The sequence below is a fragment of the Hyphomonas polymorpha PS728 genome, from assembly GCF_000685315.1.
GTDB lineage: Bacteria > Pseudomonadota > Alphaproteobacteria > Caulobacterales > Hyphomonadaceae > Hyphomonas > Hyphomonas polymorpha.
Genome location: NZ_ARYM01000001.1, coordinates 1 through 22,407, shown reverse-complemented (window position 1 = coordinate 22,407; position 22,407 = coordinate 1). Strand labels below are relative to the sequence as shown.

Genomic DNA, 22,407 nt, shown 5'->3' with positions numbered 1-22,407 from the left:
GGCAATGGCAATTGCGAGCCGGTGGGGACGCCGATGGAAAAAAGCCCTCACGGCGAACAACCGGAGGGCTCCATTCTGTTACAGCACCTGAAGCGGGCTTAGCCGAGCTTGCAGACGCAGATCTTGTTGCCGTCGGGATCACGGAAATAGGCGCCATAGAAGGTGGGCATACGGTTGCCGGGGGCGCCTTCGCAGGCGGCGCCGAGTTCGCGGGCCTTGTTGTAGACGCGGTCGACGGTTTCCTTGTCGGCCACGGCGATGGCCGGCATCACGCCATTGCCAGCGGTGGCAGCGCCTTCATAGGGCGTGCCGATCGCGAACATCGGCTGGCCGGGCGCGACGCCATAGAACTGGAGCCGGTCATTGGCGTAGAAGCGCTTGGCGCCCATTTCGCCGAGCACAGCGTCATAAAAGGCGAAGGCCTTTTCCTTGTCATTGGTTCCGAGGGTCAGGTAAGCGAGCATGGTGTCCTCCCTATTCGCGCCGCGACAGCAATCATGCCGCAGCCCCTGCGGCAAGGGGTGACGCAGCGGACATGCTTGACGTTGACGTGAACGTCTGGTGTGACACCGGCCATATAAACCCACCGTTTGAGGGAGATACCCATGTCCGACATCCGTTTTGACGGCCGCGTTGCCATCGTGACCGGCGCAGGCGGCGGCCTTGGCCGCGCTCACGCACTTGAACTCGCCCGCCGCGGCGCAAAGGTCGTGGTCAACGATCTCGGCGGCTCGCGCGATGGCTCGGGTGGCGGCTCGGATGCGGCGCAGGCCGTGGTCAAGGAAATCGAAGCCCTCGGCGGCGAAGCGATCGCCAACGGCTCGTCGGTGTCCGACGTTGATGGCGTGAAGCGCATGATCGACGACACGATGGCCAAATGGGGCCGGATCGACATCATCATCGCGAACGCCGGTATCCTGCGCGACCGCTCCTTCTCCAAGATGAGCGTGGAAGACATCGACCTGGTTCTGGCGGTTCACCTGCGCGGCACCTTCCTGCCCGTGCACGCCGCCTGGGACATCATGAAAGCCCAGAATTACGGCCGGATCGTCGTCACCACCTCCTCCACCGGCCTTTATGGCAACTTCGGCCAGGCCAACTACGGCGCCGCCAAGCTCGGCGTGGTCGGCATGATGAACACGCTGAAAATCGAAGGCGCGAAGAACGACATCAAGATCAACGCCGTCTGCCCGATCGCCGCGACGCGGATGACCGAGGACATCATGTCCGAGCAGATGCTGGCTGCGCTGAAGCCGGAATTCGTGACGCCGGGCGTCATCAACCTCGTCAAGGAAGATGCCCCCACCGGCATGATCCTGTCGGCGGGCGCAGGCGCCTTCTCGATGGCGCGCATCGTGGAGACCGCCGGCGTGTTCGTTGGCCAGGGCGACGCGCTGACCGCCGAAGCCGTTGCCGCCAAATGGGACCAGATCACGGATGTGAACACCACCCGCCCCGCCTTCAAGGCTGGCGGTGAGCATGGCCAGAACATCTTCTCCGCCGTGGCCGCTGCCGCCGCGAAATAAGCCTGCAAGGCTTGCCAAACAGAATGATTGAGGCGCAGGCTGGCCTCCGGAAACGGAGATTCAGCCATGCGCCTCTTTCTTTTTGCCGCCGCCTTTGCCCTGCTTGCCGCTTGCGCCGCGCCGGGAACGACAGACACGACCGGGACAACAGCGCCTGAGCCTCCCCCGGTCAGCCGGCCACTGGCAGAATCCGGCGGCATGTGTGGCGGTATTGCCGGCATCGAGTGCGCGGGCGGCCTCAGCTGCTTCTATGAAGATGGCGCCTGCCGGACGGTTGCCGACGCTGCGGGCATCTGCCTGCCCCGCCCGCAGATGTGTACGTATGAATATGCTCCTGTCTGCGGCTGCGACGGGCAGACCTACGGCAACAAATGCGCCGCCCAGGCCGCCGGTGTCAGCGTCGATACGCCCGGCGAATGCGCACCTGCCGAAGAAGGCTGAGGCTGCGCGTCAGCCGCCTTTGAAGTCATCGTCTGCGCCGGCCGTCTCGCGCGGGCGGGATGCATTATCCGTGCCCGGAGTACTTTCCTGCGGCAGTCCGAGACGGCGGCCGGGCGGGCCGCCTGGCCCGTTGCCCTCATCGTCATCATCACGCCGCCAGTCGCCCGGCGGGCGGCGGTTTACCCAGTTGAAGAAGTAGATGACGGCCAGCAGAAGCGCCGCGAGAACGAGGAGTTTCAGCATGGCCGCCCTTTCAAGCTATTCTTCGGTCTTGCGGAGATACATCGAGTTCTTCGGCCTTGAGAAGACGCGCTCCACCATTGGCACGAAGAAGTCCAGCGGCTCGCTCTGATAGTCTGGATCGAAGGCAGACTGGTCATAAAGGTGGCAGAACTGGGCGCAGTATTCAAAGTGCGGATGATCGCGGAACTGGTCGCGCATGTTCCGGTCGAGCCCCAGATGGTGGAAGAAATAATAGCCCTGGAACATGCCGTGATTGGCGACCATCCAGTGATTGGCTTCCGACACGAAGGGCTTGAGGATCGCGGCGGCAACATCGGGATGGTTGAAGCTGCCGAGCGTATCGCCGATGTCGTGCAGCAGGGCGCAGACGACATATTCCTCATCCCGGCCATCGCGGTGGGCGCGGGTGGCGGTCTGCAGGGAATGGGTCAGCCGGTCGACCGGGAAGCCGCCAAAATCGCCATCCAGCAGTTTCAGATGGTCGATGACGCGCCCCGCCAGCCCCTTGTTGAAGTGGCGCGAATGCTCCGCGATGATGTCCCAATCATCTTTCGAGCCTTCCAGCATCTCGCGGAATTTTGCGCGGGTTTCTACTTCCTGTCCGTCGGCCATGATGTTTCCTCCTTTTCCCGGCAGGCAGCCTAACCCGGAAAGCGCCTGCTGCAAAGCAAGGCGCCGCCGGACGCAGGGTCAGGGGGCGCCCGAGATTTCCGCAGCCTAATCCCAGAGATAGCCGAGATAGAGCCGTTGGCGCGTGCTGGCCGCCGGGCGTGTCGCGCCCTGCAGATCCTGGGCCTTGTGGACCTGATCGGTCAGCTGGCTGCGCAGCAGGTGCCAGGGCTCGCCCGCGCGGATACCCGCCTGCCTCAGGACCGGGAGGATCTCGTGGAGAACCTCGTCAGGCAAGTCGGCATTGTCCTGCCCGAGCGCTTCGGCCAGGCGCCAGCCGCCCGTATCCCGCCAGAGCGCGACGGCCACCGGGCCGCCTCCCCCCTGCCAGATCCACAGCGCCATCCGGCCGGAGGCAAGAGCGGGCGCGTAATCCCTCAAGCAGTTGCGCATTTCCAGCGCGACGGCCTGAAGATGCTCCATCCGGCGGACCGGCGAGAACGGCGCCGGAAGGGTGGGCACCGCAGTCGTCTCGCCGAACGCTGGCGGCTGGATCGCCGAGAGCGCCATTTCGAACAGGGCCGTTGCATCCTTCGCCCGGGCGAACTGGCGGGCAATGTCTGCGCTTGCCCCCTCACCGCGGATATGCAGGGCCATGTTCCAGGTTGCAACGAGGCAACGCGCCGCTTCCATATCCGGCCCGAGGGCCGCAACAATGGACGGGCGGCGGAGCAGCGCGGGAAGCGCGGCGACCACCGAAAGAACCGCAGACTGAATATCCGCCATATGACGGATAAGCTGGCGCGCGGCCTCATCGCGAAACAGACCGAAGAACTGGGCGTAGGCCGCCTCCGTCCAGAGCGCCTCGCCCATCCGCCCAAGCGCTTTCATCACGCCGCCGGGCGGGTGACTGCCGAAAAGCTCGACCGCCAGCTCACTATCCCGCGCGCGGCTCGCGAGCCATTGAACGCGCTGCGCGGTGTAGCCATCCCGCAGGGCGAGAATGGCTGCGGCATGGCGGCGCGCCGACGGCAGCATGAGGAAATCCTCATGCGGCGCAGGCCAGATGCGCGCGATTGTTTCCGCATGCGGACCGGCAAGGAAAACTATAAGCGGCGTGACCGGCAACGCCCGGCTATCGGCCAGGAGCACCGGCAGGCTCATGGGCGTTCCCATGATCACCTCCAACTGATTATGCGCAGGCGCCGACTAGGCGCGCTGGGCAGGGTCAGATCAATTCTGCGAGGGTCAGTCAGCCACCGGCAAACGCGCGGGGGCCGCAGACGGCGCTCCCCGGTAAAGCGAGGAGCAGGTATGGACTTCAATACACTGCTTCATGGGTGTTTCCGTTTCTGAGGCGGCGCCATCAAATCCTTTGACGGATCATTTTATGCGCCAGGATGTGCGTCATGCCAATGGCGCGACAATCTGTCAATGAGCCTTCTCGAAAATAAATTCCGTCTAGAGATTATTTTCAGCAGAAGCCGCGGAAGGCTGAAGCGCTGGCGCGCCTCAGCCCTTTACACAGACGACCTGTTTGAGGGTGTGGACCACTTCCACCAGATCAGACTGCGCCGCCATGACGGCATCGATGTCCTTGTAGGCCATCGGCGTTTCGTCGATCACGCCGGCATCCTTGCGGCATTCCACGCCGGCGGTTGCGGCGAGGTGGTCCTCAAGGGTGAAGCGGCGCTTGGCTTCGGCACGGCTCATGGTGCGCCCTGCCCCATGCGAGCAGGAGCAGAATGCCTCCGCATTGCCCTTGCCGCGCACGATGAAGGATTTCGCCCCCATCGAGCCCGGAATAATACCCAGCTCATCCTTGCGGGCGCGCACGGCGCCCTTGCGGGTGACCCAGACATCGGCGCCGAAATGGTGTTCCCGCTCCACATAATTGTGGTGGCAGTTCACCGCCGACTTCTCCAGCGTGAAGGCCGGAAGCACCTCCCGCATGGCCATCAGCACACGGTCCATCATCACTTCGCGGTTGAGGCGCGCATAGTCCTGCGCCCAGCCGACGGCTTCGATATAGTCGCCGAACAGGGGCTCTCCTTCCATGAAGAAGGCGAGATCCTTGTCCGGCACGTGATAGCCGAGCACCCGTTTCTCCAGCGCCTCGCGAGCTTCCTGGATAAAGTAGGTGCCGAGGATGTTGCCCGTTCCGCGCGAACCCGAATGCAGCATCACCCACACGCGGGCCTCTTCATCAAGGCAAAGCTCGATGAAATGGTTACCGCCGCCGAGCGTTCCGAGCTGCCTGGCAAGCATCGTGCGCTGGATGCGCCGGTGTTTGGCAAGCACCTTATCGAGCCGCTCGGGCAGCCCCGAATTGCGCAGCGCAGTCGCCGCACGCGCCGGAGCATCCTTGTGATTGCCACCAGGGCCATTGCCGACCGGGATCTTGCGTTCGATCTGACTACGGACGGCCGCAAGGCTATCGGGCAGATCATTCGCGGTGAGGCTGGTGCGGATCGCCATCATGCCACAGCCGATGTCGACGCCCACAGCCGCCGGAATGATGGCGCCTTTGGTCGGGATGACGGAGCCCACGGTCGCGCCACGCCCGAAATGAACGTCCGGCATCACGGCGAGATGCGAATGCACGAAGGGCAGACCGGCAACGTTTTCCAACTGCTCGCGCGCTTCAGGCTCCACCTCAACACCTTTCACCCAGGCCTTGATGCGGCCCGCAGCGTAGGTTTCGAAGACTTCAAACTCACTCATCGTCTTTACAGCTTCCTCCCGGAAGCGCCTCCTTTTCAAGCCCTCCACGCGGCCCCTTCGGATTTCAGACAAGAAAAAACCCTCCGGGCGAAACGCGCGGAGGGCGGGCATAAGGCCCTTTCGGGCCTTCGGGACTGATCGTCAGCCCCTATCCAGCAACCTCCATGCGGAAACGCGCCGCGACCTGTTCCAGGCCCGCGTCCTTCCTTGGCTGAGTTAAGGGCCGATACGTCATCGGGCACTCCGTTGCTGAATGGAGGCGCCCTATGATGGAGACGGATGAAACCGTCAAGCAGAAAATGAAAGGCTCCGGACGGAATTGTCCGGAGCCTTTTGATCTTCTTCGGAAAAATAATTCCCGGATAATCAGTTTACGGCGCGGCCGGATTGGTCAAACCGTATACGGAAGTCTTCCAGCGTGATGGTGTAATCATCCGCGTCGTGGAATTCAGCATCGGTCATTTCCGGCTGCTCATGGCCGCGATACCAGGCGGCATATTCGGGCATTTCGCGGCTGAACTTCTTGTAGTGCGTGGAGTAGCTGGAGACCTTCACGCTGGGCACATCGGTGCTGAAATCGAAGGTCATCAGGCGCAGCCAGCCATCACCGATGCCAACCGGCCAGGCGGACTGAAGTCCCGCATCCTTGGCGGTCTGGCCGCGATCCTGAAAGTCGGCAAGGATCTGCCAGACCTTCTGGCCCGAAGCGTTGTCATCCACGCGCATCGACTGGCCATGCTGGTGACCGGCCAGCACAAGGAAGATCTGGTCGTTCTGGCTGATGAACTTGTCCCACACCATCTGGGGTGTGTTGTGTGCGTCGGGATCGGCAGCATGGCTGTCGACAACGGGGCTCGGCACGCGCTCGCCCTTGCGGTTGAGGAAGTCGTGGGTGGTGACGATGGTGGGCAGGCCCTCATACTGATCGATCACCGAAGACGCCCAGACAAGGGATGTATCCGGCGGATCGAACTGCAGGCCGATATGCAGGAAGCGATAGCCGCCCGCTTCGAAGATCTGGGCGCTGTCCGTGCCGCCATCATGGGAGGCAACATACCAGGGCTGGTCTTTGAAAAAGGCAGAGTCCGGATTGAACACTTCGCGGAAATTATCGAGCCCGCCAGCATGCAGCATGCCGAGGGAGGTGAGGTCGTTGGGATCGACTTCGGCGGGGCTGGTAACGCGCGGGGGGAATTTGGAATCGGTCCAGGTGGCGTCATAGTCATGATTGCCTGGAACGACGGAGAACGGCGTCTTGCCGGCGATCAGCTCGAAGCCTTCCCGGGCCTTGGGCATCTCGACGGTTTTCACCTTGTCGCTGGGCGAGAGATGGGCGTCGAAAATCGGATTGGGGACGGCCTTGAAGCCGCGCGCCTCATGCTCGGGATCGATCTTGACGGTGCCGTGCTGCCAGACATCGCCGACATGCGTAACGAAGGCGATATCCCCGCCCTGGCTTTCGAGATTATCGGCGATCCAGCCCATCTGCTCGATGAAGAGATCGGCCGCATCAAACGGGAAGCCTTCTGCGGTCTGGTGCGTGTAGTCGGTATAGTTCTGCGTGTCGGGGATCACCGCGATGGTGAAGCGGGCATCGGTCGTGGTGGCTGCGGTGGGCATTTCAGGGGCGAGGGCAGCGGGCTGCACCGGTGTGGCGGCGCAGGCGGCGAACAGGCCAAGCGCGGCCAGCATCGCCGTCGCTGACAAGAGGTGAGGGCGTTTCATCGGACTGTCTCCAGGAGGGTGGCCCTCTGCGCCTAACGCGCATGGATGACAGTTTTTACAGCGGCCCGCCCCCTTCCCCGGCCGGAAGACGGCAAAAAGCAAAACGCCCCGGAGCGGGGCTCCAGGGCGTCATGAAATCGATCTGGAAAGATCCAGCGAAAGACTAGTCTTCTGCAGCTTCCAGCTCAGCGGCGTGACGGGCTTTGTCAGCAGCGCCCTTGGCCGATTCGTCACGGTCCACGAGTTCGAGGACGGCGATCGGGGCGTTGTCGCCCGGGCGGAAGCCGGCTTTCAGAACGCGGGTGTAGCCGCCGTTGCGGTCCTTGTAACGCTCGCCGAAGACTTCGAAGAGCTTGCGGACAGCCGTTTCATTGCGGACTTGCGACAGCGCGGCGCGGCGGGCAGCAAGGTCGCCCTTCTTTGCGAGGCTGACGAGCTTGTCCATGATCGGGGCCATTTCCTTGGCCTTCGGCAGGGTGGTGATGATCTGCTCGTGCTCGATCAGGCTGGCAGCCATGTTCGCGAACATCGCCTTGCGGTGCGAGGTCGTCTTGTTGAGCTTGCGGTGGGCAATCTGGTGGCGCATGGCTACATTCCTTCCGAGGTGGTCAGGCCCCGGTCATTCCTGGGCTAGATGTGATCGTCGTATTTCTTGGCGAGACCTTCGATGTCCTCCGGCGGCCAATCCGGCACTTCCATGCCAAGATGCAGGCCCATGCCGGCGAGAACTTCCTTGATCTCGTTCAGCGACTTGCGGCCGAAGTTCGGCGTGCGGAGCATTTCCGCCTCGGACTTCTGGATCAGGTCGCCGATGTAAACGATGTTGTCGTTCTTGAGGCAGTTGGCCGAGCGAACAGAGAGTTCGAGCTCGTCGACTTTCTTGAGCAGAACCGGGTTGAAGCCCAGATCCGTTTCGTCTGCCGAGCCGCCGGTTTCGAGCGTGGGCTCTTCGAAGTTGATGAAGAGCTGGAGCTGGTCCTGAAGGATGCGGGCAGCATAGGCGACAGAATCTTCCGGCGACAGCGAACCATCGGTTTCCACGTCAAGGGTCAGCTTGTCATAATCGAGGACGGTGCCTTCACGGGTGTCTTCAACCTGATAGCCAACGCGGCGAACCGGCGAATAGATGGCATCAATCGGAATATAGCCGATCGGCGCGTCTTCCGGGCGGTGGCCTTCGGCGGCGACATAGCCCTTGCCGGTGGCAACGGTGAATTCCATGCGGACTTCAGAACCGCCGTCCAGCGTACAGATGACAAGATCCGGGTTGAGGATCTTCACATCGCCGGGGGTTTCGATCTGGCCAGCCTTGACTTCGCCGGGCCCCTTGGCGCGCAGAACCATGCGCTTGGGCGTATCGGATTCCATGAAGATCGCGACCTGCTTGAGGTTCAGCACGATCGTCGTGACATCTTCACGCACGCCAGGGATGGCGGAGAATTCGTGGACAACGCCGTCGATCTGGACGCCGATGATGGCGGCGCCTTGCAGCGACGAGAGAAGTACGCGGCGCAGGGCGTTGCCGAGCGTCGTGCCGTAGCCGCGCTCCAGAGGCTCGACCACGAGCTTTGCTTTGCGCTTGGCGTCGTATCCGGCCTGGACGACAGGACGGTTCGGACGGATCAGCACTTTCCAGTTACGGTCATTCACAGTGGTCATTCAGGGTTCCTCGAAAAGGACAGCAGCGCCGGAGAGGCGCTGCCGGAGAGTATTCGTCAGACGCGGCGGCGCTTGGGCGGGCGGCACCCGTTGTGCGGGATCGGCGTCGTATCGTTGATGGCCGTCACGGTGAGGCCAGCGGCCTGAAGGGCGCGCAGGGCGCTCTCACGGCCCGAACCCGGACCACGCACGCGCACTTCAACCGTCTGCAGGCCATGCTCTTTCGCCTTCTTGGCGGCGTCTTCAGCAGCCATCTGAGCGGCATAAGGCGTCGACTTGCGCGAGCCTTTGAAGTTCATCACGCCCGAGGACGACCAGGAGATGGTGTTGCCCTGTGCGTCGGTGATGGTGACCATCGTGTTGTTGAAGCTCGAGTTCACGTGAACAATACCAGAGGTAATGTTCTTGCGTTCCCGGCGGCGGATACGAGTAGCTTCGCGGGCCATGGGGCGTCAGTCCTATTATTTCTTCTTGCCGGCGATCGGCTTGGCCGGGCCCTTGCGGGTCCGTGCGTTCGTGTGGGTACGCTGACCGCGCACCGGGAGCTTCTTGCGGTGACGCAGGCCACGATAGCAACCAAGGTCCATCAGACGCTTGATGTTCATCGAGGTGTCACGGCGGAGGTCACCCTCAACGAGATAACCGGCGTCGATGGTTTCGCGGATCTTGATGACCTCAGCGTCCGTCAGCTGGTTCACGCGGCGCGACGGCTCAACACCAACCTTCTCGCAAATCTCTTTGGAGAAAGCCGGGCCGATCCCGTGAATATAGCGCAGCGCGATTTCGACGCGCTTGTTGGTCGGAATATTTACGCCTGCAATACGGGCCAAGGCCGTTTCTCCTCAAGCGGATGTCAAAACATGAAATGCGCGCCAAGCGGGAGTATCACGCCCGTCGCGCGCACCGGCGGTTAAGCCTGAAGCTAAGTTTCGAGGCTTATAGCCACGGTTTTCTCCCCGTCAACAGCAGAACTGCGCCGTTCACGCGGATTGTTTCAGAGCCGCATCGATTTCGCCTGACACGGTATCAATCGTGCCCATTCCATCGATCTCGGTCAGCACGCCCCGCTCGGCATAAAGGGGAACCAGCGGTGCGGTGTCTTCGTAATAGCGCTCCAGGCGGCGGGAGAAGGTGGCTGGATTGTCGTCCGCCCTTCCCTGCTCCTCAAAACGCTTGGTCACCCGCTCAAGCAGCTTGGTATCGTCCACGATCATGCGGATCACCAGATCCACCTGTGAACCGCGCGATTCCAGCAACCTGTCGAGCGCTTCGGCCTGTCCAATCGTGCGGGGGAAGCCATCAAAGATGAATCCCGGCGCGCCGGCCTGGACGGTTAATTGTTCGTCAATCAGGGCAATCACGATCTCGTCGGAGACCAGGCCGCCTTCATCCATGATCTTTGCCACGCGCTGACCAAGTTCGGACCCGGAAGCCCGAGCGGCGCGAAGCATGTCGCCTGTAGAAAGCTGCACAAAGCCGCGCTGCTCAACGAGTCGCTTGGCTTGAGTGCCCTTGCCCGCAGCAGGCGGACCAAACAGAATCAGGTTCACTTCTTCTTGCCCCCGAGTTTCGATTTCTTGATCATCCCCTCATACTGGTGGGCGATCAGGTGCGACTGGATCTGTGTGACAGTGTCCATAGTCACCGAAACGACAATGAGCAGAGACGTACCCCCAATGTAAAACGGAATCTGAGGGAAATATCGCCGCAGGAGCTCAGGCAGAATACAGATGAAGACCAGGTAGAGGGCGCCGATGGTGGTCAGGCGGGTCAGCACATAGTCGATATAGGCGGCCGTGTTGGAGCCCGGACGGATGCCCGGAATGAAGCCGCCATACTTGCGCAGATTGTCCGCCGTTTCCTGCGGATTGAACATGATCGACGTGTAGAAGAAGGCAAAGAACGCCACCAGGACCGCATAGGTGATAATGTAGGTCCAGGAGCCGGGCGCGAAATTCGTCGCGAGCCAGCCCAGAACGCCTGTCATCCCCGTCGTTTCCGGGTCGGCGGCATTGCCACCAAGGAAGCCAACGGCCGTCAGCGGCAGCATCAGCAGCGCTGTGGCGAAGATGGCGGGGATAACGCCCGAGGTGTTGATCTTCAGCGGCAGGAAGCTTTTCTGCCCCTGGGCAAAGCCCTGGGCCTGCTGGCGCTTCGGATAATGGATGATCAGGCGGCGCTGCGAACGCTCCACAAAGACGATGAAGACGACGAGTGCCAGCACCATCACCACGATGGCCAGGACGAAGCCGATATCCACCGAGGTGGTGCGGGCCTGGGCCACGAGGTTGTAGATTGCCCGTGGCAGCTCTGCCACGATGCCGGCAAAGATGATCAGCGAGATGCCGTTGCCGATGCCGCGCGCGGTGATCTGTTCACCCATCCACATCAGCAGCATGGTGCCGCCCGTCAGCGTGACAACGCCCGTGAGGATGAAGAACCAGGACGCGATTCCATCAAGGCGCACGGCCACGAGACCGCCGGTGATGGCGAAGGCCTGCACCAAGGCAAAGCCGAGTGTCAGATAACGCGTATACTGGTTGATCTGCTTGCGGCCCGCCTCCCCTTCTTTCTTGAGCTTCTCAAGCGAAGGAGACACCGAGGTCATCATCTGGATGATGATCGAGGCGGTGATGTAGGGCATGACGTTGAGCGCGAAGACGCCCATCCGCTCGACGGCGCCGCCGGCGAACATGTTCATCGAGCCCAGAATGCCGCTCGACTGGCTTTCGAACAGCGCCGCATATTGTGACGGGTCAAGGCCGGGGATCGGAATGAAGGTCCCTAGCCGGTAGAGGACCAGAATACCGAGCGTGAAGAGGATCCGCGCCTGTAGGTCTTTGGCTTTTGCAAAGGTCGCAAAATTAAGGTTGCGAGCCATTTGTTCCGCAGCATTCGCCATCGGCTGCACGAGCCTCCCTGAAAAGCGTTCGCCGCCAAGATCGGCGGCGACACGGGATTTGTGAAGAGGGGTTAAGCAAGAACCCCAGATTATTCCTCAGCAGCGTCTTTCGCTGTGCCGGTCAGGGTGACCGATCCGCCAGCCTTTTCAACGGCTTCCACGGCAGCCTTCGAGGCTCCGGTAACCGTGATGTTCAGCTTCTTGGGCGCGTCGCCCTTGGCCAGCAGACGGATGCCGTCGCGGGCGTTGCGGACCACACCGGAAGCCACGAGGGTTTCTTCGGTGACGTTGGAAGCGTCCAGCGTGCCAGCGTCGACAGCCTTGGCGATGCGGCCCAGGTTGACCCAGGACATGGTCTTGGCGCCCGGCGCTTTGAAGCCGCGCTTGGGCAGACGCATGTAGATCGGCATCTGACCGCCTTCGAAGCCGTTCACAGCAACGCCCGAACGAGCCTTCTGGCCTTTCACACCGCGACCAGCCGTCTTGCCCTTGCCCGAGCCAACGCCGCGACCAACGCGCATGCGCTTCTTGGTGGAGCCATCGGCGGGAGAAAGTTCATTGAGTTTCATGGCAGTAACTTTCGAATAAGCGAAGGAAACGGCCGGCAGGCTGCAGGAGCCTTATTCGCCGACCACTTCCACGAGATGCGAGACCGTGCGGATCATGCCGCGGACTTCCGGCGTGTCGACCAGCTCACGCGTGCGACCGACCTTGTTGAGGCCGAGGCCGATCAGCGTCTGACGCTGGTTCGGCTTGCGCGCGATCGGGCTGCCGATCTGACGGACGGTGACTTTCTTCTGGGACATAGAGGTCTCCTATCAGTTCACCGAATCGGCCATGCCGGCTTCGGAGGCGCCATCGGTACGGCGGCCAACGATATCCTGGACTTTGAGGCCGCGCTTGGAGGCAACCGTACGCGGGTTGGCCTGACCTTTCAGGGCATCAAAGGTGGCACGCACCATGTTGTATGGGTTGGACGAGCCGAGCGACTTGCCGACGACGTCCTGGACGCCGAGGACTTCCATCACGGCACGCATCGGACCGCCGGCGATCACGCCGGTACCCGGAGGGGCTGCGCGAAGCACGACCTTGCCGGCGCCGTGACGGCCATTGCCGTCATGGTGCAGCGTGCGGCCTTCGCGAAGCGGAATGCGAACCATGTTGCGCTTGGCTTCTTCAGTCGCCTTGCGGATGGCTTCAGGAACCTCACGGGCCTTGCCCTTGCCGAAGCCGGCACGGCCCTTCTGGTCGCCCACAACGACGAGCGCAGCGAAACCGAAGTTCTTGCCGCCTTTCACCGTCTTCGCAACGCGGTTGATGCCAACCAGCTTGTCGACGAGTTCAGAGCCTTCCTCCTCACGATCGCGCGGTTGCTCGCGGTCGCGGCGGCGGCCCCTTTTCTCACCTCTTTCCTCAGCCATCAGGCAGACTCCTTCAGAATTTCAGGCCGCCCTCGCGGGCAGCATCTGCCAGGGCTTTCACCCGGCCGTGGAACATGTAACCACCGCGGTCGAAGACAACATCCTCGACGCCAGCCTTCTTCGCGCGCTCGGCGATTGCCTTGCCCACGAGTGCGGCGGCTTCGACGTTGCCGCCGGTTTTCGCGCTACCGATAACTTCCTTCTCGAGCGTCGATGCCGAGGCGAGCGTGATGCCCTTCTCGTCGTCGATGATCTGCACCGAGATGTTCTTGTGGCTGCGCGACACCGAAAGGCGCGGACGGCCTTCAGCGACCCGGCGGAGCTTGGTGCGGACGCGCTGGGCGCGGCGCTGCATCTTTTCGCGTGACGTCTTCATGGCGTTACTTCTTCTTGCCTTCCTTGCGGCGGACATATTCGCCCTGCAGGCGGATACCCTTGCCTTTGTACGGCTCCGGCGGACGGAACTTCTTGATCTCGGCAGCAACCTGACCAACGGTTTGTTTGTCAGCGCCCGAGATGATGATCTCAGTCGGCTTGGGCGTTTCGAGCTTGATGCCCTGCGGCGCCTTGAAGATCACATCGTGCGAGTAGCCGAGCGCCAGCTTCAGGTCAGTGCCCTGCATCTGGGCACGGTAACCGACGCCGACGAGTTCGAGCGTCTTGGTGTACCCCTTCGTGACCCCTTCCACCAGGTTGGCGGCACGGGCACGAGCGGTTCCCCACTGGGTACGCGCGTCCTGCGTGAGAGACTGAGCCAGCGTCGGCGGACGCTTGCCTTTCGCCTTCTCTGCTTCGATCGCGTCGTTCGCAGCCTTCATCAGGTCAGCGCGCGGAGCAACCAGAAGCTCGTTGTTTTCGAGCTTCGGCGTGATGACTTCCGGCAGGACAAGCTCAAGCTCGCCTTTCGGACCTTTGGCCTTGATCGTCTGGCCGGCGACGGTGACAGTTGCACCTGCCGGAACCGGGATCGCAAGCTTACCAATACGGGACATGGAACCTGCCTCCTAGAATACGCGGCAAAGCACTTCGCCGCCGACATTCTTGGCGCGCGCGGCATTATCCGACATCACACCCTGCGAAGTCGACAGGATGGAAATGCCGAGGCCGTTACGCACCAGCGGAATGTCCGAGACGGACGAATAGACACGGCGGCCAGGCTTCGAGACACGTTTGATCTCGGAGATGACCGGCTGGCCTTCATAATATTTGAGTTCGATTTCGAGGGTCTTGTGACCGCTCTTTTCGATCTCGGCGTAACCCCGGATGTATCCCTCGTCCGTGAGGACGTCGAGAACACGTGCACGCAGCTTCGATGCCGGCGACGTCACTTTGGACATGCCGCGCATCTGCGCGTTGCGGATCCGGGTGAGCATATCGCCGAGGGGATCGGAAATGTTCATGTGCTTCCCTCCTCTCTTACCAGCTGGACTTTACAAGGCCGGGGACCTGGCCACGCGAGCCAAGCTCACGAAGCGCGATACGCGACATTTTGAGTTTACGATAGAATGCACGCGGACGGCCGGTGACTTCGCAACGGTTGCGAACACGGTTCTGAGCCGAGTTGCGCGGCAGTTCGGCAAGCTTGAGACGCGCCTTGAAGCGCTCCTCCAGCGACAGATTTTCGTCCATCGCAGCTGCCTTGAGCTGGGCGCGCTTGGCCGCGTAGCGGGCGGCCAGAGCCTTCCGCTTGTTGTTCTTCTCGATTGCGCTCTTCTTTGCCATATCAGCAGATCTCCTGGCGCTAGTTCCGGAACGGGAAGCCACACTCGGCGAGGAGTGCTTTGGCTTCTTCGTTCGTTTCGGCAGTGGTGCAGACGATGATATCCATGCCGCGCACCTCTTCGACCTCGTCATAGTTGATCTCAGGGAACACGATGTGCTCCTTGATACCCATGGCGTAGTTGCCGCGGCCGTCGAAGCTCTTGCCGTTCAGACCACGGAAGTCTTTCACGCGCGGCAGAGCGATCGTCGTCAGACGGTCAAGGAATTCGTACATCTGGTCGCGGCGCAGGGTAACCTTTGCGCCGATCAGCATGCCTTCACGGACCTTGAAGCCGGCGATCGACTTGCGAGCCTTGGTGGCAACGGGTTTCTGGCCAGCGATACGCTCCAGCTCAGCCAGGGCCGCCTTGATCTTCTTGGAGTCGTTGACGGCTTCGCCAACACCCATGTTGATCACGACCTTGTCGAGCTTCGGAACCTTCATCGGGTTCGAATAGTTGAACTGCTCTTGCAGTTTCGTCCGGATCTCTTCCCGGTATTTCCGCTTGAGGCGGGGTTCATATGCCTCAGACATCGATCGATTCCCCTGAGCGTTTCGCAAAGCGCGTCTTGCGGCCATGCTGGTCAATCTTGAAGCCAACGCGAACGGCCTTGCCATCACGCGGATCTGCAAGGGCAACGTTGGAAACGTGCACCGGTGCCTCGAAGGTCTTCAGACCACCGGGGTCCATCTGGCTCGGCTTCTGGTGACGTTTTACCAGGTTCACGCCGCGCACGACCACCCGGCTCTCGTCCGGGATCACCTTCAGGACTTCGCCCTTAGTGCCCTTGTCCTTGCCGGCGATCACGATGACCGTGTCACCTTTTTTGATCTTTGCAGCCATGACTACAGGACCTCCGGCGCCATGTTAGCGATCTTGACCTGGTTCTTGCCGCGCAGTTCGCGCGGAACAGGGCCAAAGACGCGCGTGCCAATCGGCTCGCCATTGTTATTGATCAGAACGGCAGCGTTGCTGTCGAAGCGGATCGTGGAGCCATCCGGACGGTTGATGTCCTTGGCGACGCGAACGACGACGGCCTTGCGGACGTCCCCTTTCTTCACGCGGCCCGTCGGGATCGCTTCCTTGATCGAGACGACGATGACGTCGCCCACCGAGGCGTAACGGCGGCCTGCGCCACCGAGCACCTTGATGCACATCACGCGGCGTGCGCCAGAGTTATCGGCGACCCGCAGGTGGGTTTGCATCTGGATCATGCCTCACTCCCTTCATCGGTAACGAGTTCCCAGCGCTTCAGTTTGGACTTCGGCGCGCACTCGCGAATCGCAACAGTCTGGCCCTCGACCGCGACGTTGTTCTCGTCATGGGCGTGGTACTTGTTCGTTTTCCGGACGATCTTCTTCAGCATGGGGTGCGTGAAGGTACGCTCGACACGGACAATAGCGGTCTTGTCCTGCTTCGCGGAGACAACAACGCCTTTCATAATACGTTTTGGCATCTCAGTCTCCTTACTTGCCTGCCTGGGCTTTCTCGCGCAGGACCGTCTTGATCCGAGCGATGTCGCGACGAACCTCGGTAACGCGGCCCGTCTTCTCCAGCTGGCCCGTGGCTGCCTGGAAGCGCAGATTGAACTGTTCTTTCTTGAGCTTCACCAGCTCGTCATTGAGCTGATCGACGCTCTTGGCTCTTACATCGGCGGCCTTCATGATCAGATCCCCTCGATACGCTTGACGACTTTGGTCTTGATCGGGAGCTTCGCAGCGCCGAGGGCAAGAGCCTGGCGGGCGACCTCTTCCGGGACACCGTCGATTTCGAACAGGATACGGCCAGGCGCAACGCGCGCGACCCAGCGGTCAACGCCGCCCTTACCCTTACCCATGCGGACCTCGATCGGCTTCGCGGTAACCGGAACATCCGGGAACACGCGGATCCAGACCTTGCCCTGACGCTTCATCTCACGCGTGATGGCACGGCGGGTGGCTTCGATCTGGCGCGCGGTAACGCGCTCCGGTTCGAGAGCCTTGAGGCCAAACTGGCCGAAAGCCAGCGTGAAGCCGCCTTTCGACTGTCCGCTGATCTGGCCCTTGAAGGCCTTGCGGAACTTGGTGCGTTTCGGTTGCAGCATGAATTAAGCTCCTGCAGCCTGGGCGCCCGATGCCGGGCCGCGCTGGTTGGCGTTGGCGCGAGCGCGCGACTGGCCAGACGTCTCAAGACGCTTGTCCTGAGCCATCGGATCGTGCTCGAGGATCTCACCCTTGTAGACCCACACCTTCACACCGATAATGCCGTAGGTGGTTTCCGCTTCGGCCGTACCGTAGTCGATGTCGGCGCGCAGCGTGTGCAGCGGCACCGAACCTTCGGCATACTTCTCGGTACGGGCGATCTCTGCGCCGCCGAGACGGCCGGAGACAACCACTTTCACACCTTCAGCGCCGAGGCGCATGGCGGACTGGATCGAACGCTTCATCGCGCGGCGGAACGAAGCCCGGCGCTCAAGCTGGCGGGCGATGTCGTCGGCGATCAGCGTGGCGTCGATTTCCGGCTTGCGGATTTCAACCAGGTTCACGCGGACTTCGTCCGAGGTCATCTTCGCAAGCTCTTTGCGGAGCACTTCGATGTCCCCGCCCTTCTTGCCGATCACCAGGCCCGGACGGGCCGTGTGGATCGTGATAAGGCATTTCTTGTGCGGACGCTCGATGATGATCTTCGAGATACCGGCTTGCTTCAGCTTCTCGCGGATCGCTTTGCGGATCGCGAGGTCTTCGTGCAGCAGGCGGCCAAAGTCGGCGCTATCCGCGTACCAGCGGCTGTCCGAGGTACGGTTGATGCCGAGGCGCAGGCCAATCGGATTGACTTTCTGACCCATTATGCGGCCTCCGCAGTCTGGCTATTGTCCCGCAGGACGATCGTGAGTTGCGAGAACGGCTTCATGATCCGGGCAGCACGGCCGCGGGCGCGGGCGCGGATGCGCTTCATGACCAGGTTCTTGCCGACATGTGCTTCAGCAACCACCAGGCTGTCGATGTCGAGGCCGTGATTGTTCTCGGCGTTCGCGACAGCGGACTGAAGGAGCTTGTAGACATCCTTTGCAGGGCGCTTGGGCGAGAACTTCATCTCGTTGAGCGCGCGCTGGATCGGCATGCCACGGATCTGCTGAGCCAGAAGGTTCAGCTTCTGCGGGCTCGAGCGGTACATGCGCAGCACGGCGCGCGATTCATTCGCTGCCTGCTTTGGAGGATTCTTGGCCTTTGCCATGACTACTTCCTCTTCGCTTTCTTGTCGGCGCCGTGACCGTAATAGGTCCGCGTCGGCGCGAACTCGCCGAACTTGTGGCCGACCATCTCGTCGGTCACCGTGACCGGGATGAACTTGTTGCCATTGTGGACCTGAAAGTTCAGGCCGACGAATTGCGGCAGGATCGTCGAGCGGCGCGACCAGGTCTTGATCACAGCGCGTTTTTCCGAAGAGCGGGCGTCTTCAGCCTTCTTCAGGAGGTAGCCGTCGACGAACGGGCCTTTCCAGACAGAACGGGACATGTCTCTCGGGCTCCCTGATTAGCGTTTAGCGTTACGGCGACGGATGATGAGACGATCCGTTGCCTTGTTGTTGCGAGTTTTCGGACCGCGGGTTTTCTTACCCCACGGCGTGACCGGGTGACGGCCGCCCGAAGATTTGCCTTCACCACCACCGTGCGGGTGGTCGACCGGGTTCATGACGACGCCGCGGACGGTCGGGCGCTTGCCCAGGTGACGGTTACGGCCAGCCTTGGAGCTGACTTCGTTCATCTTGTCCGGGTTCGACACAGCGCCGATCGTGGCCAGGCAGTTGTCGAGCACCATGCGGAGCTCGCCGGAGGCCAGCTTGATCTGAGCGTAACCAGCGTCACGGCCAACCAGCTGAGCATAGGTGCCGGCGGAACGGACCATCTGCGCGCCCTTCTGGGGCTTCAGCTCGATATTGTGGATGATCGTACCAACCGGGATGGACTTCAGCGGCAGCACGTTGCCCGGCTTGATGTCAGCCGTGGCGGAGGTGATGACGGTGTCCCCTACTTCAAGGCGCTGCGGCGCGATGATGTAGGCCAGCTCGCCGTCCTCATACTTGATGAGGGCGATGAAAGCCGTGCGGTTGGGATCGTATTCGAGACGCTCGACAACAGCCGGGATGTCCCAGCGGTTACGCTTGAAATCGATCTTGCGATAAAGGCGCTTCACGCCGCCGCCCTGGTGGCGGACGGTCACGCGGCCCTGGTTGTTGCGGCCACCTTTGGAGCTGATGCCCTCGGTGAGCGCCTTGACCGGCTTGCCTTTGTGCAGACCCGTGCGGTCCACCAGCACGAGCTGGCGGCGGCCGGGAGAGGTCGGATTGAATGTCTTCAGTGCCATGAGCTTCGTCCTTCTCCCTTAGAGGCCCGTCGAAATGTCGACCGACTGGCCTTCAGCGAGCGTAACGATGGCTTTCTTCACGTCGGAACGGCGGCCTTCAAAGCCACGAAAGCGTTTCGTCTTGCCCTTCTGGGTCAGGGTGTTGACCTTCGTGACGCTCACTTTGAACAGGGCTTCGACAGCCTCTTTGATCGCTTTCTTGTCAGCGCCCGGAGCAACTTCGAAGATGATCTTGTTCTGCTCGGAAACGAGCGTCGACTTTTCGGTGATCAGCGGACGGCGGATCACGTCATAATGGTGGGGTTTCACTTCGGCCATTATTCAGCCTCCGCTTTGGCGCCATCGAAGCGGGCTTTGATACCCTCGGCGGCTTCCTTGGTGATGACGAGCGTGCGGCGGCGCAGGATGTCATAGACGTTCAGGCCGGCAACCGGCAGCACGTCGATGTTCGGGATGTTGCGCGCAGCGCGGGCGAAGTTCTCATTCACTTCCGCGCCCGAGATGATCAGAGCGTTCTCGATGCCGAGACCTTTGAACGATTCCAGCAGCGCCTTGGTCTTGGGCGAGTCGAGCTCGGCCTTGTCGAGAACCAGGATCGAGCTTTCTTTCGCTTTGGACGACAGGGCGTGCGCCAGAGCCATCTTGCGGATCTTTTTCGGCAGGTCGTGCGCATGGCTGCGAACACGCGGGCCGTGAGCTGCGCCGCCGCCAACGAAGATCGGCGCATTGCGCGAACCGTGACGGGCGCCGCCCGAGCCTTTTTGCTTGATCGACTTCTTCGTCGTGCGGTTCACTTCCGAACGCGATTTTGCCTTGTGCGTACCGGCCTGACGGCGAGCGAGCTGCCAGCGCACGGTGCGCTGCAGGATGTCGCCACGGATTTCGTCAATACCGAAAATCGCGTCGTCGAGATCAATCTTGCCGGCGGCGTCGCCAGCGAGGGTTTTAACTGCGAGTTCCATTAGCCTTCACCCCCGGCGGAGAGCTTTTCCGGAGCCTTGAAGGAACCAGCAGCAGGCGCGTTCGCCGGCAGGGCCTTCTTCACAGCATCGCGGATTTCAACGAAAGTCCCATCATGGCCCGGAACCGAACCCTTGACGAGGATAAGGCCGCGCTCGACGTCAGTGCGCACAACAACCAGGTTCTGGGTCGTGACGCGCTCATCACCAAGGTGACCGGCCATTTTCTTGTTCTTGAACACGCGGCCCGGATCCTGGCGCATACCAGTCGAACCATGCGAACGGTGCGAGATCGAGACGCCGTGCGTGGCGCGCAGACCGCCGAAGTTCCAGCGCTTCATGGCGCCGGCAAAACCTTTACCGATGGTCAGAGCCGAAACGTCAACCATCTGGCCTTCAGCGAAATGGTCGGCCTGAACGGTCGAGCCAACTTCCGGCAGATCGCCGCTGACGCGGAACTCTTTCAGTTTCGCCTTGGGCGCAACACCGGCTTTGGCGAACTGGCCGCGCTGAGCCTTGGTGGTGTTCTTCGCCTTCTTCTCGCCGGCACCCATGATCACGGCCTTGTAGCCGTCGGTGCGGGTAACTTCCCCGCCCTTCTTGGTGGTGACGGCGCGCTCGTCTTCGGTGCGCACGCCAACAACCTGGCAGCCATCGAGCGACAGAACGGTGACGGGCACATGGCGGCCGTCTTCAGCGAAGATGCGTGTCATGCCGACTTTGCGGGCAAGAACGCCGGTACGGGCAGCAGGAAGCGTCATTAGCGGGCTCCCTCGAGCTTGATCTCGATGCCGACACCCGAAGACAGGTCGAGCTTCATCAGCGCGTCCACGGTCTGGGGGGTGGGATCGACGATGTCGAGAATACGGGTGTGCGTGCGGATTTCGAACTGCTCACGCGACTTCTTGTCGATGTGGGGCGACCGGTTCACCGTGAAGCGCTCGATACGGGTCGGGAGCGGAACCGGGCCACGAACTTCAGCGCCAGTGCGCTTCGCCGTGTTCACGATTTCCTTCGCCGACATGTCGAGCGCGCGGTGATCAAAGGCCTTCAGCCTGATCCGGATATTTTGTCGTTCCATCGTTTGGTCCGTCCGCGCAAAACACTTTAACCCAAGGCGCGATGGCTCGTCAGCATCGAGCGCCCGGGTGGGGGTGTGGATTAATTGTCAGTTTCGAGGGAGCGTTCGCTGTTAAAGAAGCGCAGCCATCCCGGCGAAGTGCGGCTTCTATGCCAGAGAATCGGGTGCGTCAACAGCTGGTTTAGATGAATCTGCAGGCCAACTGACCCGGATTGACGCATCCCCTGCCCTGTCTGCGCTCAAGACCGCAAAGATGCTCTCCTCAAGCGCATTCTGCAGCAAAAAGGCCGCCCTTGCGGGGCGGCCTTCTCGATTACGGACTTGCCGGAGCGAGAAGCTTATTTCTTGATTTCGGACACGACGCCGGCGCCGACGGTGCGGCCGCCTTCGCGGATGGCGAAGCGCAGACCTTTGTCCATGGCGATCGGGCTGATCAGCTCGACGTCCATTTTCACGTTGTCGCCCGGCAGGACCATCTCTTTGTCAGCCGGCAGCTTGACGATGCCCGTCACGTCGGTGGTGCGGAAGTAGAACTGCGGACGGTAGTTGGTGAAGAACGGCGTGTGACGGCCACCCTCTTCCTTCGTCAGGATGTAGGCTTCAGCTTCGAACAGCGTGTGCGGCGTGATCGAGCCCGGCTTGCAGAGAACCTGGCCGCGCTCAACGCCTTCACGGTCAACACCGCGCAGCAGCGCGCCGATGTTGTCGCCGGCCTGGCCCTGGTCGAGCAGCTTGCGGAACATCTCGACGCCCGTGCAGGTCGTCTTCACCGTCGGGCGGATGCCGACGATCTCGATTTCCTCACCGACCTTCACGATGCCCTGCTCAACCCGGCCGGTCACAACCGTACCGCGGCCCGAGATCGAGAACACGTCTTCCACCGGCATCAGGAACGGCTTGTCCAGCGGACGCTCCGGGGTCGGGATGTACTCGTCGACAGCCTTCATCAGCTCGAGGATCGCGTTCTGGCCGATTTCGGCGTCGCGGTCTTCAACGGCGGCCAGAGCCGAA

At 61.7% G+C, this 22,407-nt stretch carries 36 protein-coding genes; 2 read left to right on the top strand and 34 right to left on the bottom strand.

What is annotated here, in order from left to right:
- Positions 1-98 precede the first annotated feature (98 nt).
- The gene (locus HPO_RS00180) at positions 99-464 is read right to left on the bottom strand and encodes a VOC family protein (protein ID WP_035593050.1); all 366 of its coding nucleotides are present in this window, start codon (positions 462-464) and stop codon (positions 99-101) included.
- 141 nt (positions 465-605) lie between these two features.
- On the opposite strand from HPO_RS00180, the gene HPO_RS00175 reads away from it, so the two are divergent.
- On the top strand, positions 606-1,526 hold the full coding sequence (locus tag HPO_RS00175; RefSeq protein WP_035593049.1) for an SDR family NAD(P)-dependent oxidoreductase: 921 nt from the start codon (positions 606-608) through the stop codon (positions 1,524-1,526).
- A gap of 66 nt (positions 1,527-1,592) precedes the next feature.
- A complete protein-coding gene (locus HPO_RS00170; RefSeq protein WP_035593048.1) occupies positions 1,593-1,967 on the top strand; it encodes a Kazal-type serine protease inhibitor family protein in 375 nt (124 codons plus the stop codon).
- Positions 1,968-1,976: 9 nt separating this feature from the next.
- Here the strand turns inward: HPO_RS00170 and HPO_RS00165 are convergent, their stop codons facing one another.
- From HPO_RS00165 to HPO_RS00005, 33 genes are all read right to left on the bottom strand, one after another.
- The gene (locus tag HPO_RS00165; RefSeq protein ID WP_035593047.1) at positions 1,977-2,210 is read right to left on the bottom strand and encodes a hypothetical protein; all 234 of its coding nucleotides are present in this window, start codon (positions 2,208-2,210) and stop codon (positions 1,977-1,979) included.
- Positions 2,211-2,225: 15 nt separating this feature from the next.
- Complete coding sequence (locus HPO_RS00160) at positions 2,226-2,822, bottom strand: HD domain-containing protein (protein ID WP_035593046.1); 597 nt, start codon at positions 2,820-2,822, stop codon at positions 2,226-2,228.
- A gap of 105 nt (positions 2,823-2,927) precedes the next feature.
- Entirely contained in the window at positions 2,928-3,995 is a 1,068-nt protein-coding gene (locus HPO_RS00155) for a hypothetical protein (protein ID WP_035593044.1), read from the bottom strand.
- A gap of 336 nt (positions 3,996-4,331) precedes the next feature.
- Positions 4,332-5,543: an RtcB family protein gene (locus tag HPO_RS00150; protein WP_035593041.1), complete on the bottom strand. Its 1,212-nt coding sequence runs from the start codon at positions 5,541-5,543 to the stop codon at positions 4,332-4,334.
- Positions 5,544-5,909: 366 nt separating this feature from the next.
- Positions 5,910-7,268, bottom strand: a complete 1,359-nt coding sequence (locus HPO_RS00145; protein ID WP_035593039.1) for a metallophosphoesterase — start codon at positions 7,266-7,268, stop codon at positions 5,910-5,912.
- A gap of 163 nt (positions 7,269-7,431) precedes the next feature.
- On the bottom strand, positions 7,432-7,854 hold the full coding sequence (rplQ, locus tag HPO_RS00140) for a 50S ribosomal protein L17 (protein WP_035593036.1): 423 nt from the start codon (positions 7,852-7,854) through the stop codon (positions 7,432-7,434).
- Between the two features lie 44 nt (positions 7,855-7,898).
- Positions 7,899-8,918 (bottom strand): DNA-directed RNA polymerase subunit alpha, encoded by a 1,020-nt coding sequence (locus HPO_RS00135; RefSeq protein WP_035593568.1) that lies wholly within the window; start codon positions 8,916-8,918, stop codon positions 7,899-7,901.
- A 65-nt stretch (positions 8,919-8,983) separates the two neighbouring features.
- Positions 8,984-9,373 (bottom strand): 30S ribosomal protein S11, encoded by a 390-nt coding sequence (gene rpsK / locus HPO_RS00130; protein ID WP_011647803.1) that lies wholly within the window; start codon positions 9,371-9,373, stop codon positions 8,984-8,986.
- Positions 9,374-9,388: 15 nt separating this feature from the next.
- On the bottom strand, positions 9,389-9,757 hold the full coding sequence (rpsM, locus tag HPO_RS00125) for a 30S ribosomal protein S13 (RefSeq protein WP_035593034.1): 369 nt from the start codon (positions 9,755-9,757) through the stop codon (positions 9,389-9,391).
- Between the two features lie 150 nt (positions 9,758-9,907).
- Entirely contained in the window at positions 9,908-10,477 is a 570-nt protein-coding gene (locus HPO_RS00120) for an adenylate kinase (protein ID WP_035593032.1), read from the bottom strand.
- Positions 10,474-11,829: a preprotein translocase subunit SecY gene (gene secY, locus HPO_RS00115; RefSeq protein ID WP_035593029.1), complete on the bottom strand. Its 1,356-nt coding sequence runs from the start codon at positions 11,827-11,829 to the stop codon at positions 10,474-10,476. Before secY ends, HPO_RS00120 begins: the two co-directional genes overlap by 4 nt.
- Before the next feature lie 89 nt (positions 11,830-11,918).
- Positions 11,919-12,398, bottom strand: coding sequence for a 50S ribosomal protein L15 (gene rplO / locus HPO_RS00110; protein ID WP_035593027.1), 480 nt, complete (start codon positions 12,396-12,398; stop codon positions 11,919-11,921).
- A gap of 51 nt (positions 12,399-12,449) precedes the next feature.
- Entirely contained in the window at positions 12,450-12,635 is a 186-nt protein-coding gene (gene rpmD, locus HPO_RS00105) for a 50S ribosomal protein L30 (protein ID WP_035593025.1), read from the bottom strand.
- Between the two features lie 12 nt (positions 12,636-12,647).
- Positions 12,648-13,250, bottom strand: a complete 603-nt coding sequence (gene rpsE / locus HPO_RS00100; RefSeq protein ID WP_035593022.1) for a 30S ribosomal protein S5 — start codon at positions 13,248-13,250, stop codon at positions 12,648-12,650.
- A gap of 13 nt (positions 13,251-13,263) precedes the next feature.
- Positions 13,264-13,626 carry a 50S ribosomal protein L18 gene (rplR, locus tag HPO_RS00095; protein ID WP_035593020.1) on the bottom strand — a complete coding sequence of 121 codons (363 nt, stop codon included), beginning with the start codon at positions 13,624-13,626 and terminating at the stop codon, positions 13,264-13,266.
- 4 nt (positions 13,627-13,630) lie between these two features.
- Complete coding sequence (gene rplF / locus HPO_RS00090; protein WP_035593018.1) at positions 13,631-14,242, bottom strand: 50S ribosomal protein L6; 612 nt, start codon at positions 14,240-14,242, stop codon at positions 13,631-13,633.
- A gap of 12 nt (positions 14,243-14,254) precedes the next feature.
- Positions 14,255-14,650 carry a 30S ribosomal protein S8 gene (gene rpsH / locus HPO_RS00085; RefSeq protein ID WP_035593016.1) on the bottom strand — a complete coding sequence of 132 codons (396 nt, stop codon included), beginning with the start codon at positions 14,648-14,650 and terminating at the stop codon, positions 14,255-14,257.
- 16 nt (positions 14,651-14,666) lie between these two features.
- The gene (gene rpsN, locus HPO_RS00080; RefSeq protein ID WP_035593014.1) at positions 14,667-14,972 is read right to left on the bottom strand and encodes a 30S ribosomal protein S14; all 306 of its coding nucleotides are present in this window, start codon (positions 14,970-14,972) and stop codon (positions 14,667-14,669) included.
- A 19-nt stretch (positions 14,973-14,991) separates the two neighbouring features.
- Positions 14,992-15,546, bottom strand: a complete 555-nt coding sequence (rplE, locus tag HPO_RS00075) for a 50S ribosomal protein L5 (RefSeq protein WP_035593012.1) — start codon at positions 15,544-15,546, stop codon at positions 14,992-14,994.
- Positions 15,539-15,856: a 50S ribosomal protein L24 gene (rplX, locus tag HPO_RS00070; protein WP_035593010.1), complete on the bottom strand. Its 318-nt coding sequence runs from the start codon at positions 15,854-15,856 to the stop codon at positions 15,539-15,541. Before rplX ends, rplE begins: the two co-directional genes overlap by 8 nt.
- Positions 15,857-15,858: 2 nt before the next feature.
- Entirely contained in the window at positions 15,859-16,227 is a 369-nt protein-coding gene (rplN, locus tag HPO_RS00065) for a 50S ribosomal protein L14 (protein ID WP_035593008.1), read from the bottom strand.
- Positions 16,224-16,469 (bottom strand): 30S ribosomal protein S17, encoded by a 246-nt coding sequence (gene rpsQ / locus HPO_RS00060; protein ID WP_035593006.1) that lies wholly within the window; start codon positions 16,467-16,469, stop codon positions 16,224-16,226. The genes rplN and rpsQ overlap by 4 nt, the downstream gene beginning before the upstream one ends.
- 10 nt (positions 16,470-16,479) lie before the next feature.
- On the bottom strand, positions 16,480-16,677 hold the full coding sequence (gene rpmC / locus HPO_RS00055; protein ID WP_035593004.1) for a 50S ribosomal protein L29: 198 nt from the start codon (positions 16,675-16,677) through the stop codon (positions 16,480-16,482).
- A gap of 2 nt (positions 16,678-16,679) precedes the next feature.
- Positions 16,680-17,096: a 50S ribosomal protein L16 gene (gene rplP / locus HPO_RS00050; RefSeq protein ID WP_035593002.1), complete on the bottom strand. Its 417-nt coding sequence runs from the start codon at positions 17,094-17,096 to the stop codon at positions 16,680-16,682.
- 3 nt (positions 17,097-17,099) lie between these two features.
- Positions 17,100-17,837: a 30S ribosomal protein S3 gene (rpsC, locus tag HPO_RS00045; RefSeq protein ID WP_035593000.1), complete on the bottom strand. Its 738-nt coding sequence runs from the start codon at positions 17,835-17,837 to the stop codon at positions 17,100-17,102.
- Positions 17,837-18,226 (bottom strand): 50S ribosomal protein L22, encoded by a 390-nt coding sequence (gene rplV / locus HPO_RS00040; protein ID WP_035592998.1) that lies wholly within the window; start codon positions 18,224-18,226, stop codon positions 17,837-17,839. The genes rpsC and rplV overlap by 1 nt, the downstream gene beginning before the upstream one ends.
- A gap of 2 nt (positions 18,227-18,228) precedes the next feature.
- Complete coding sequence (rpsS, locus tag HPO_RS00035; protein WP_035592996.1) at positions 18,229-18,507, bottom strand: 30S ribosomal protein S19; 279 nt, start codon at positions 18,505-18,507, stop codon at positions 18,229-18,231.
- Positions 18,508-18,525: 18 nt separating this feature from the next.
- Positions 18,526-19,356, bottom strand: a complete 831-nt coding sequence (gene rplB / locus HPO_RS00030) for a 50S ribosomal protein L2 (protein WP_035592994.1) — start codon at positions 19,354-19,356, stop codon at positions 18,526-18,528.
- 18 nt (positions 19,357-19,374) lie between these two features.
- Positions 19,375-19,674, bottom strand: coding sequence for a 50S ribosomal protein L23 (locus tag HPO_RS00025; RefSeq protein ID WP_035592992.1), 300 nt, complete (start codon positions 19,672-19,674; stop codon positions 19,375-19,377).
- Positions 19,674-20,318, bottom strand: coding sequence for a 50S ribosomal protein L4 (rplD, locus tag HPO_RS00020; protein ID WP_035592991.1), 645 nt, complete (start codon positions 20,316-20,318; stop codon positions 19,674-19,676). The genes HPO_RS00025 and rplD overlap by 1 nt, the downstream gene beginning before the upstream one ends.
- Positions 20,318-21,076 (bottom strand): 50S ribosomal protein L3, encoded by a 759-nt coding sequence (gene rplC, locus HPO_RS00015; protein ID WP_035592989.1) that lies wholly within the window; start codon positions 21,074-21,076, stop codon positions 20,318-20,320. The genes rplD and rplC overlap by 1 nt, the downstream gene beginning before the upstream one ends.
- Complete coding sequence (gene rpsJ, locus HPO_RS00010; protein ID WP_011647827.1) at positions 21,076-21,396, bottom strand: 30S ribosomal protein S10; 321 nt, start codon at positions 21,394-21,396, stop codon at positions 21,076-21,078. Before rpsJ ends, rplC begins: the two co-directional genes overlap by 1 nt.
- Before the next feature lie 338 nt (positions 21,397-21,734).
- On the bottom strand, positions 21,735-22,407 hold a 673-nt coding region (locus HPO_RS00005; RefSeq protein WP_035592987.1), incomplete at its 5' end, for an EF-Tu C-terminal domain-related protein.